Here is a 13,118-nt window from a genome sequence, read left to right as displayed (position 1 = left end):
CCTTCTGCGTTCCAACTCTGGTTGCGTAGCTATGGCTACGCGCCTGTGTTGCGCCTTGAAGGATGAAAAAATCCACTCGCCAGAATATGCGAAACCAACTGGCCAGGTACTTAGTGTGTCTGATACACCATGTAGCGAGACACTGGGAAGCCGGTAAAGTTACCTCATAGTCCCGATAACCGGCTTTTATTGACACACTGTTCAGTGTACGGGGAGGTTGATAACTTACATGAAATTGGCCGGTGTGCCTGGCAAGGTAAGAAGTGCTTCAGCTCTGGTTTGAATCATTAACGATAAAGGGCTGTGGTCTTGTAGTGTCTCACTGTCTGTTTCATTGGTTGAAACTGAAGAAGCGGGATCAGGTCTCATTCTTTTGTTAATTCCATCTTGGGAAAGATCTTCAAAAGACTCAACATTCAGATTGTTTTTTGAAGAATTAACCTCCATGTTCAGAGGCGTTTCAATCCTTACTGCCGCATCAAAGTGTTCCTGAAGAGCTTCTGAACTGGGGGAGTGGATAAGATAAGCTGAAGACTGATGGGAGTCTGTCAGAATTTGGGAGACAAAGAGCCTGGCTTCATCAAAATTTTGGCTTAATAACAATTGTAAAAGCATTGCCCTTTGACTTTCAGAGAGATCAGGAAATTCATAATATTCGTCTTGTAACAGAATAGCCACAAGATTAGGGGCAAAACTTACCCAGCGCCTCAGGTCATAAATATCGTGATGAGACCCATGCTGACCCTGTGTAATCACCGGGAACCAGACACCCTGCGTAGGCACCAGCAATGCAATTAACTGGGTATCGCCAAATTGTTGCAATCTGGCTAAGGCCGATTGCGCGAAAGAGGCTGATTCAGTAATGACATTGTTATCGAGAACGGCTGGAATAACGTCGGCGTCGATCCCCAATAGTAGCTCAAGCTCTTGCATCAGTTTTTCCTTGTCAGGATGGTCCTGAATCGTGGAAAAAATCTGACGCAGGCTGTAATCCATAATCTGCCTTATTGTTTGCTGGTCCCATGCACTTGCATACCCTGGCCGGTCATTCCGGTTGAATATCTCTGCAATGGACGAGTACATACAGTTACCATCACCATTAATTTTTATCAGCTCAAAACTGGTTTGAATCATTAATAATAGGGGGTCGTAATTTTCTAAAGTCTCACTGTCAGTCTCAGTGGATGATCCCGAAGAAACAGAATCTGACCTCATTCTTTTATTATTTTCATCGATGGAAAGAGCCGCAAAAGCCTCATCAACCTCTATATTCTGGAGAGTATCAATGCTTAATGCTGCATCAAAGTGTTCCATGAGACCCACTGAACCTGGGTAATGAATAAGATAAGCTGAAGCCTTATGGAAGGCTATCAGAATTTGGGAGACGAAGAACATGGCTTGATCGAAATTCTGCTTTAACAAGAACTGTAAAAGTGTTGCCCTTTGACTTTCAGAGAGATCAGGAAAGGTATAATTTTTGTTTTGTAACAGCATAGCCAAAAGGTTAGGAGCAAAATTGACCCAGCGCTTCAAATCATAAATCTCGTGATAAGGCCCATCGTGACCTTGTGTAATCACCGGAAACCAGATACTCTGTGTCGGCACTAGCAAGGGAATAAGCTGGACATTGTCAAATGGTTGCAATCTGCCTGAATCCGAATGAGCAAATGAAGCTGAATCAGTAATAACATTGTTATCGAGTAGAGTTAGAATAACATCTGCATCGATCCCCAATAGTAGCTCAAGCTCCTGCAGCAGTTTGTTTTTGTCGTGATGACCTTGAATAATGTTAAAAATCTGACGAAGGTTATAATCCATAATCTGCCTTACCCTATGCTGATTCCATTTGCCTGCTTGTTCTGACGGTCCATTCCTGTCGAATATCTCTGCAATGGACGAGTACATACAGTTACCATCATCATTAATCCTTATCAGCTTAAAACCTTCGGGGACGGGATTATGATGAGAATAGTAGGGTTCATAAATCTGTGTTTTGGGGTATCCCTTTTCCATCTTTTTATATAATTGCCCTGCTTGTTCCCTGATGCGTTTGTCTTCAATCATGCAGGCTTTATGAAAAGGTCTTACCAGCGTCTCTTTTGCTTTTTTGGTCTTTCGGTTTGTACTGCGACCTTTACCTCTAATGGCGTTTTCAGTTTCATAAACTTCACCGCAATGGTAACAGGTTTGCCTGAAACCGCCTTGTCCATTCGGAACATTAATCAGAAGCTCTGGAGTATTTCTCCTGAATAAAGAGATTAGTTCCTCGGTTTTTTCTTTACTGAAAATATCTGGCTTTTGTTCTTTTTTGTTTAGAAAAGCTTGCAGTGAAGCTTTTATATCTTCATTTGTTGTTCGACTTAAGAACTTTTCCAAAATACTTAAGGTAAATTTATTTAAAAAATCATTGCTTTCAAAATCAAGATCACCGGAGGAATACTTTGCTGCTGGCAATATATGACTGAAAAATAGTTGAATGCGATTTTTCTCAGCATCAATAATTTTACGCATACCCCTGATACTAAACTGTAGGCTCTCTAATTCATTCTCATAAAAAGTAATATCAGAAGCTTCTTTATAAAAAGGATCAAAGATAGTTTTTGCAAAAAGGAAATCAACGATTTGTAATGCATTAAAAGCTACAGAAAAACCTTTTTTGTTGGAAGCGTGGATGTCTTCGATGCTAAATTGATCCGGATTTTCTATAAGTTTTCTAACTATTTCAGAACTTGCGTCAAATTCGTTAGCGGTCAGAGTCCTGACACATAGTTCAATGAGATAGTTTAAAACAATACGATAAACGACTTCTCTCTTATCTGGATAATTGATTCTGGATAGGTATCTCAAGCTTGGCGCCAGTTCTCCAATAAAAAAGTCTAAATCCTTGATAACATTCTCATCAATATTTCCACTGATGAGACTTTCAAAAAAAACATTTTTTTCCTTAGCCATTGAATAATTTTCGTGACTTATAAGGAGAGCCATCTGAACTCTTTGCAGTAATAATTCTAGACGGGGCTGATTTGGCAACCACACATCGTTATGTGGTGTTAGTAGTGCTTTGGTAATAATGTTATTCCCTAGATTTGAAACGTAGTCTTTTTTAAGATTATTTGGAATTTTAAATTTATTTCTCGATAAGTCGTACATTGACATCAAAGCAAATTTTCTTTCAACATCTGACATGTCATCACTAATAGTAGGTATCCAGACATTGGCTAAACTTCCATACTGAGCTCCCCCCCTGTAGCGTTCTGTTGTCTTTTGCTTTTCTAAAGGTAAAATAAGTTTGTAGTGGTTAAGCATAGTATTAGCTTTTGCTAATTTCTTTTTTTCAGCTAAATGTATTTCCCATTTTATGGGTTTTCCTTTCTTGGCTATGTCTTCGACTTCCACGCTTTCGTTATGTCTGTCGTTGTACGTCAGTCGACGAAGATTATCTGGAACATAATAGTTAACCGAACTGGCTATAGCATTTTCAAACGCTAGCCTTTCATAACCAGGGACTTTAACAATCAGTGTCAGGATATTATTTCTTATCTTTCCTTCTTTTTTCTTCTTTTTTGTATTCTTGCTCCTAATGTCATATAAAACGTTTTGAAAATTATGCTCGTTCAATTCTTTATTCTTATAATAAACAGTGGGTTCAACATTTTTTGGTATTTTAAATCCCGAACACTTTCTGGTCTTATATATCAGATCATTAAAATTTCTAATCGAGGTAGAGTGAAGTTCTACAAGCTGAGCTTCACCATGCATTTCGACAGGAATAAATATATCAGGCCTTATTGATTCTGTTTTCTCTGCATTATCGAACTCATCATCCATAATTAAATAATCAAAGCTTGGATCTTTGTCTGGCTTTATTCTTTTACGTACATTTTTTTTTATCTTATTAGGATCTGTTTCAACATAAACAGACGTTTCAATATCTTTTGCCAGAGTATTAACTTTGATTATTTCTTTTGTAATCACATCCTGAGTTTTCTCTCCATCAGTATTATGTGAAAGAATACCTTCTGATCTTATATCGAAGTCAGCTGTCAGAAAGTTGATAACATTTAAAATCTGCTCTTGTACAGAAAAATTTTCCGATCCATAGCGCACATGTCCGGAACAATGATGCCACCACCACTGGTCCATGCCACCATACATTTTGGGAGGGCCGTCACTGGTTCTTTGAGAATTTTTATAAGTTTGCATCAGACAGAGAACATGTCCATAAAGATTGGATACTCTTGGTGCATATTGAACATAAATGTCTGGTCCTTCGTTGCCAATATTGTCAAAATAAAACTCTATTCTAAAAAATGCATCTTTCCACCAACCATAGGGTGCTACAAAATCCAGTGATACCTTAAACATATTTTTTTCACTGATACTGAATCTAAACTTCTTTGGATACCTCTTATCAAGAAAGTTTTGAAGCCTATCAATAGCGATATAAATTTCTCTGGCTCTGGATGCCGAATTTCTTTTGGGTGATATTGCGCCAGGTTTGAATCTTTTAAAGCGGTATGGGTAGATTATCTTATCTCCATCTTGTAAATTTCCCTGCCGAATTATATTGACATGGGTCAAAATAAATTCTCCTTTGCGAACTAGGTGTAGTCTCTTGTCTGTAAATTCGTCTCGCAAGTGTAGCAGGTGTTTTTTATAATCTGGATGGTCTTTTGGACATATTGAATCATAATCAAAGTCTTTGTTTTTTGATCCCTTAATATTACGCGTTATTTTATGATTAAGATTTCGGTCTTCAAAAAACAGATTTACCGAATTCATATCTGTTATGGGCGTTTGCTCAGTTCTTTTTGATATTAATCTGTCTACATATTTTTCAACAGCATTAACTGCCTTATTACTTTTATCAAGTTTTGCTTTATCTATATTTGTTATTGGTGTTTGGTTGATAGAGTCTACTTTACCATAATGAATCATTGCCTGAACAAGATTAAACGTTCTTAGCAGGGTGTAAGGTATACCAAACTTGGCGGTATTATCACTAGCCTTCACCCCCATTGCCTTAGCGATTTTCCTGTTTTTTCTTTTAAAAAAAAGATTTATTTTACTTCTGTCAATAGAAGTCATCACTTGATTTATGTAATATTCAGATTGCACATACAATTTTTTTTCTCTAAGTTCTCGATCAAGTTCTTCATACTCTTGAAGGGTAAGTTGTTTTAGTATGCTTTTTTGATCTTCGTTTATTGCAAGCGCACTCGCTGAAATCAGATTTATCGATAAAACGATAAGAGGAACACTTTTTTTATTCAATTTGGTCAACACTGTAAAAACCATACTTAGTAAGCCTTACAATATCTTGAAATTTTATCTATCGAACGTCACAGGCTGAGTATTCCTTACTGAAACCTGTAGCGAGTAAATAGTAGCTTGTTTTAAAAACATCTGCTTTGCCATTACTGGAACTCATGTTCAAGTGAATAAGAGCCTATGGATTACACGACGCTTACCAGCCGCCTCATTGCAGCTATCTTTGTCAATTCTATGAAAGAAACAGTTGAATTTGTCGTGTAGTTTAGGCTCGTCTGGAAGGGGTGCTGAAGCGGTATGCAGCCATATAGGAAAGCCGTTAAGTTATTCGTAATCCCGATTACCGGCTTTTGGTGACAACCTCTTGAGCGGGCAGGGAGGTTGTTAACCTATAGAGTATTGGTTGGTGTGGTGTGGACTGCAAGCCTGGCTTGAATCATTAACGATAGGGGGTTATGGTCCTCTACAGTTGGTGACGAATTAAACTCCACATTTGGGGGCGTTTCAATGCTTACTGCCGCATCAAAGTGTTCCAGGAGAGCTTCTGAACTGGGAGTGTGGATAAGATAAGCTGAAGACTGATGGGAGTCTGTGAGAATTTGGGAGACGAAGAGTATGGCTTGATCAAAATTTTGGCTTAACAACAACCGTAAAAGTATCGTCTTTTCACTGTCAGAGAGATCAGGAAAATCATAATTTTTGTCTTGTAACAGAATAGCCAAAAGATTAGGAGTAAAGCTTACCCAGCGCTTCAGGTCATAAATCTCGTGATGAGAGCTTTGGTGACCTAGTGTAATCACGGGGAACCAGACACCATGAGTCGGCACTAGCAATGCAATCAGCTGGGCATCGCCAAATTGTTGTAATCTGGCTAAGTCCGATTGAGCGTAAGAAGCTGATTCAGTAATGATCTTATTATCGAGAATGGCTGGAATAACCTCTGCGTCGATCCCCAACAGTAGTTCAAGCTCTTGCATCAGTTTTTCCTTGTCAGGATGGTCCTGAATCGTGGAAAAAATCTGACGCAGGTTGTAATCCATAATCTGCCTTATTGTTTGCTGGTCCCATATGCCTGCTTGTCCTGACTGCTCATTCCGGTTGAATATCTCTGCGATAGACGAGTACATACAGTTACCATCACCATTAATACTTATCATTTCAAAACTGGTTTGAATCATTAACAATAAGGGGTCGTGATTTTCTGATGTCTCACTGTCAGTCTTATTGGCTGAAACCGAAGAAACAGTATCAGACCTCATTCTTCTATTATTTTCATCGATGGAAAGAGCTTCAAAAGTCTCTCCAACCTCGATATTCCGGGAATTTTCAATGCTTACTGCTGCATCAAAGTGTTCTATGAGAGCTACTGAACCAGGGTAGTGGATAAGATAAGCTGAAGACTGATAGGAGGCTTTCAGAATATGGGAGACGAAGAGCTTGGCTTGATCGAAATTCTGGTTTAACAACAACTGTAAAAGTGTTGCCCTTTGACTTTCAGAGAGATCAGGAAAGGTATAGTTTTCGTTTTGTAATAGCATAGCCAAAAGGTCAGGAGCAAAATTGACCCAGCGCCTCAGGTCATAAATCTCATGATAAGGCCCAGCCTGACCTTGTGTAATCACCGGGAACCAGACACCCTGTGTCGGTACTAGCAGGGCAATCAGCCGGGCAGCGCCAAATTGTTGCAATCTGTCTGATTCTGGGTGGGCGAAAGAGGCTGAATCAGTAATAAAATTGTTATCGAGGATCGCTGGAATAATGCCAGCATCGATCCCCAAGAGTAGCTCAAGCTCCTGCATCAGATTGTGTTTGTCGGGATGAGCCTGTATCGTGGAAAAAATCTCACGAAGATTATAATCCATGATCTCTCTTACTGTTTGCTGGTTCCATTGAGCCGCTTGTTCTGACCATGCATGCCTGTTGAATATCTCTGCAATGGACGAGTACATAGAGTTACCATCGCCATTGATTCTTATCAGCTCAAAACCGTCGGGGACAGGGTTATAGTGATAATCAGGACCATATAGCTGTTTTTTGGGATAGCTCTTTTCCATCTCTTTAAATAACTGCCCTGCTTGCTGCCTGATGCGTCTGTCTTTTTCCATGCAGGCTCTGTGAAAAGGTCTGACGAGGGTTTCTTTTGACTTACCCGTGTTTTTGTTTTTACGACTCCCTTTTCCTCTTATAGGTTTTTCAGTTTGATAAAGTTCACCACAATGGTAACAGGTTTGTTCGAAACTACCTTGTTCATTCAGAGCATTAACCAAGAGATTCGGAGTATTTCTCCTGAATAAAGTGATTAATTCCTCCGTTTTTTCTTTACTGAAAATATCCGGCTTTGGTCCTGTTTTTTTCAGGAAAAGTTGCAGTGAAGCTTTTATATCTTTATTTGTTGTTCGACTTGAAAATTTTTCCAAAATACTTAAAGTGAATTTATTTAAAAAATTGTTGCTTTCGAAATCAAGACCACCTGAGAAATACCTTGCGGCTGGCAACAGTTGACTGAAAAATAGTGGAATAAGATTTTTTCCACCATCAATAATTTTATGAATATTCTTGATATTAAGCTGAAGACTTTCTAGCTCATTATCATAAAAATAAAAATCGGAAGCCTCTTTATAAAAAGGATTAAAGAGGGTTTTTCCGAAAAGGAAATCAACAATTTGTAATACGTTAAAAGCTACAGAAATATCTTTTTTGTTGTAATTGTGGATGTCTTCCAAGCTCTTCAGGCTAAATTGCTCCGGTTTTTCTATAAGTTTTTTGACTATTTCAGAACTTGCGTCAAATTCGTTAGAGGTCAGAGTCCTGACACAAAATTCAATGAGATAGTTTAAAACAATACGATAAATAATTTCTACCTTGTCAGGATTATTCATTCTTGATACATATCTCAGACTTGGAGCCAGGTAGCCAATAAAAAATCCCAAATCCTTGATAACACTCTCATCAATATTTCCACTAATGAGACCTTCAAAAAAAACATTATTTTCCTCAGCAATTGAGTAGTCCTCATTACTGAGAAGGAGAGACATTTGAACTCTTTGCAGCAAAAATTCCAAATTGGCCTGAGTTGGCAACCAGAAATCGTTCTGTGGCGTCAATAATGATTTGGTAATAATATTGTTACCAAGGTTTGAAACAGAGTTTTTTTTGAGATTGTTTGGAATTTTAAATTTATTTCTTGATAAATCATACATTGACATCAAAGCGAATTTCTTTTCAACATCTGACATGTTATCTCTAATAGTGGGTATCCAGACATTGGCGCAACTTCCATACTGAGCTCCTCCTCTGTAGCGTTCTGTTGTCTTTTGTGTTTCTAAAGGTAAAATAAGTTTGTATTGATAAAGCATATTATTAGCTTTTGCCAATTTCTTATTTTCAACTAAATGTATCTCCCATTTTATGGGTTTGCCTACCTCAAATATGCAAGCTGGCTTGTGACAATCGAGCGGCTTCTGATACGGGTTTTCTGGAATATAATGGGTGAGTGAACTAGCTGTAGCTTTTTCAAAAGCTCGACTTTCATATTCAGGGACTTTAACTATCATCGTCAGGGCGTTATGCTTTTTTTTGTTCTTTTTTATTATTCTTTCTTTTTTTATATATTTTATATTCTCATTCCTTATACGATCCAAAGCTCTTTTGTAATTATTCTCATCCAGCTTTTCATTGTTATAATAAACAACAGGTTTAATGTCTTTTGGTATTTTAAATCCCGACTTCTTTCTGGCTTCATATATCAGGTCATCAAAATCTCTAATTGAGGTGTAATCAGATTCTACAATTTTAGCTTCAGCATACATTTCAACAGGAATAAAAATATCTGTTCTTATTGATTCTGTATTATCGAATTCTGCATCGGACTCGTCATCAAAAAACAAGTAATCAAAAACTGGATCTTCTCCATCTTTTAATGTTTTATGTACACTTTGTTTTATCTTATTGTGATCTGTTTCTACATAAACAGACTTGTTGACCTCTTTTGCTTGATCGTTGACTTTGATTATTTCTTTTATAATTAAATCCTGGGGGAGCTCGCTATGCTTATTGCGAGAAAGAATACCTTCTGATCTTATCTCGAAGTCAGCTGTAATATGATTTATAACGTTTAAAATAAGCTCTTCTACAGTAAAAATGTCCGATCCATAGCGCACACGTCTGCAACAATTTGACCACCACCATTTGCTATAGCCGGGATTGAATCTTTCAGAATTTTTATAAATCTGCATCAGGCAAAGGCGTTCACCATAAAGATTGGCTACCCTTGGTGCATATTTAACATAAACTTGTGGTCCTTCGTTGCCAATATTATCAAAATTAAACTCTATTCTAAAAAATGCATCTTTCCACCAACCATAGGGTGCTACAAAATCCAATAAAATCTGAAAAAAATTTTGTTCATTGATGATGAATATGAATTTGTTTGGATACCTCTTATCAAGAAAGGCTTGAAGTCTATCAACAGCAATATAAATCTCTCTGGCTCTGGATGCGGAGTTTCTCGTGGGTGATGTTGGTTCAGGTTTACATGGTCTGAATTTATCCAGGTAGATTATTTTATCTCCATCTTCTAAATTTCCCTGCCGAATTATATTGACATGGGTCAAAACAAATTCACCATTACGTAGCAGGTGCAGTTGATGATCTGGATGGAAGTCTGGATCATTTGCTAAGCGAATTAGATGATATAGATTGTTGTTTGGGTATATTGATTGAAAATTAAAGTCTTTATTTTTTTCTGTCTTAATAATACTTGTTCCTTCTTTTTGATGACTTCGGTCTTCATAGAAGAGGTTTACCATACTAGTATCCGTTGTGGGCGTTTGTTTAGCTCTTTCCAATAATTTGTCTACATAGTCTTCAACGACACTGGCTGCTTTATTAGTTTTATGAGGCATTACTTGATCAGTATCGGCTATTGGTATTTGCTTAATAGGTTCTACTTTACCATAGTGAATCATTGCCTGAACAAGATTAAACGTCCTTAGTAGGGTATAAGGCATACCAAACTTGATTGTATTATGACTAGCCTTAACCCCCATTTTCTTAGCTATTTCCCTATTTTTTCTTCTAAAAAAAACATTTCTTTTTCTTCTATTAACACCTGCCATCGCTTTATCAATGTAAAATTTAGCCTGCACATACAATTTTTTTTCTTTAATTTCTCGATCAAGCTCTACATACTCTTGAAGGGTCAGTTGTTTTAGTATGCTTTTTTGATCTTCGGTTATTGCCAGAGCACTCCCTGTTATCAGGTTTATTGACAATAGGATAGTCTTAATACTTTTCTTATTAAATCTGGTTAATGCGGTAAAAGCCATACTAAGTAATCCTTGTAATTTCTCGAAATTTTGTCTATTGAACGTCACTGGCTGGGTACTCTTCACTAAAATCTATAGCGAGTGAAGGGTAGCTTGTTTTAAAAGTATCTGCCTTACTATGATTGGAACTAAAGTTTATTCTTATTTGATCCTCTTTTATATCGGAGGAAACTACTCCGTCCAGGCTGATTTTTTCGAATTGGGTTCTATGATGAATCATAATTTTTCCGTATAACGTTGAGTGTTCTTCATTCAGTCCATACAGTTTCAGGGTTTTTTCGGGAGATATAGACATGGTTTTAGATCAGGCTATTGTTATTCAACAAAAACATGTCCTGTGATACTGATGTGTCTCAGTGAAAATGAACTACTATATCTGTTTTATTTCAAGCTAACAGTTATATCCCATTAAAAAATTGTTGATATGAGTTGCGCTTATCGCTTGTATCACAGGAGGTCTAATACATTATGAAGCTAAAAAGCTTCCACAAAAATTCTACAGCAACAATGTGTTTAATAGCAGTAATGCTTAGTTTTATGGCATCATTTATCTGTGCTACAGAAGTCGAAATGGGTGACAGGGAGATCAACCCCGGATCTTCTTTAATCAAATGGTTTCTTGCGTTGAACAAAAGGCCATACAGCTTTATTCCCTATGACCCAAGGTTGATTTTGGCAACAATAGCCGAAGAAGGTACAGATGACTTTGCCTATGTACTGGAAGTAACCAGAGAGCTTGGTAATGATAAAGCTTTTAGCAACATTCCTGTTGAACTGATAGTGCAAAGCACTGAATCTCAAAAAAAGGAGATCTATCGTGCTTTTTCTGAAGCTTCTGATTTGAAAATTAATTGGATTTATAAAGATGAACGGCAGGAATACTTGACTGGATTAATGCAGATGGAGTATGCAAGCTTTTCCCTGTTTCTGTCTACCTGGTCAGGAATGAGAGTCCCCAAAACATCCAATTGGTTGGGAATTGGTCACTTTTCTAATATTGAGGCTATGGATAAAGGCTTGGACGTTAGTATTACTGACGATTTATTGTTAACAGAAAATTATTATCAGAGTTCTGGTGTTAATAATTTTGCTAATCTGACATTCAGTCGTCGAAATAGAAGTTTCCTTTCAGACTTAGGACATTATAATCATAATGTTAATCATCCCTACTTGAAATATTCCCTTGATTCAGCTCAGGATAAATCCTGTATTGCATCGCCAAAATTTGGCTTGGGTGAACTGCACCTTGGGTTGCCTTTTAACTCTGAGTTGATCGAAAAAATTGATGATTACGAAATGTCAGTGGACAAAGCATCAACTTCGCTGCATCAAGATTTAAAGCAATTGCTGCAAGATAAGCCATGGCTGGGGTATGCTCTTACGGGGCATCGTGATTTGAATGCTCAGGCAGAAACTATCCAGAACGTGTCGTATTATACTGCTTATTATCAAGATGAAGCCTTCTTGAAAGAGTATCTGGACATTATCAGAAGAATAGAGCCGGGTGAAATAAAAATTGTTACCCCCACTAAATCGACAATATTAAGCACGCCAGCCTTTAGGGAAATGTTGTATGAAATGGGCTTTAGCACTATACATTACAAATCAAGAGGTGGGTCTGGCATCTATTTTCATCGCATTGGCTCTGAATATAGAAAAATTACTTTTATCAATCCTGGTTTTATCGATAACGAGCGTGCTTACAATGCTCTTGCTTACTTCTCTCAGCCACTCACTCTGGTTACAGGAGATATGAGCCTGATCAAGGCCATCACAATGAATAAGATTCCTTTTTACGAATGGCACTACTTTCAAACTGATGTAAATAAGCATCTCCAATCACTCTGGAAAGGCACAGGCCTTGAGTCATTTTTTGTGAGTGACTATCAGCCGGAAATAAAAGCTGCAGCACTTAACCAATTTAACCTTGATTCACCGCTTCGTCGTGAGATAAACAGGCGAATTATTAGTGCGCACAACGCCATGCACGGTCTACTTGATGTTATATGGTTGGTCCATCGTCCCAGTCATGCACTCTGGAATCTTGATACACAGGTCAGAGAGAGATTGGAGAATGGGCAGAACGATGAATTGTTCCATGAGATCAAACAGACGGAGAGTATGGATATACGGGATATTTTGGCTACCAAAGTGCTGATTCAGCACAGTCGTGATCAGAGTACGGGCTTTAATCAATACCAGCTTGACGAATTATTCATGTTAATTCAGGATCCAAGGCTCAGAGAATACCTGATACCATTGCTAAACAAACATTAGCACCAGAAACCCCGGAGACCCTGCCTGTCTGGTTATTCGGGGCTAACACAGGACCAGAAAGAAACTTACCCAACTGGCCAGATACTTAGGAAAAGGTCAAAGCCTTGGCCTGTCTGGTTATTCAGGGCTATGACACGGCCAGAAAGAAACTTATTATAGGCAGCTGTACCATTGATCTGATGTAACTTTTGTTGACCTGATGCGTTTAATCATTGCTGAAAAACCCAGTCTGGGCAGAGCCAT

Annotated in this window: 3 protein-coding genes; 1 reads left to right on the top strand and 2 read right to left on the bottom strand. The window is 37.9% G+C overall.

Annotated features, from left to right (window positions below; genetic code table 11):
• Positions 1-225: 225 nt before the first annotated feature.
• Positions 226-5,298: an OTU domain-containing protein gene (locus tag ACOMG9_RS17590; protein WP_448217858.1), complete on the bottom strand. Its 5,073-nt coding sequence runs from the start codon at positions 5,296-5,298 to the stop codon at positions 226-228.
• Between the two features lie 362 nt (positions 5,299-5,660).
• Positions 5,661-10,598, bottom strand: coding sequence for a hypothetical protein (locus tag ACOMG9_RS17585; protein WP_494529186.1), 4,938 nt, complete (start codon positions 10,596-10,598; stop codon positions 5,661-5,663).
• Positions 10,599-11,066: 468 nt separating this feature from the next.
• Between ACOMG9_RS17585 and ACOMG9_RS17580 the strand changes: the two genes are divergently transcribed.
• Positions 11,067-12,875 carry a hypothetical protein gene (locus tag ACOMG9_RS17580; protein ID WP_494529185.1) on the top strand — a complete coding sequence of 603 codons (1,809 nt, stop codon included), beginning with the start codon at positions 11,067-11,069 and terminating at the stop codon, positions 12,873-12,875.
• Positions 12,876-13,118 lie beyond the last annotated feature (243 nt).

Source organism: Endozoicomonas sp. PH6C (assembly GCF_059322965.1).
Note: the sequence above shows the minus strand (reverse complement) of the source record. Positions and strands in the feature narration are given on the sequence as shown.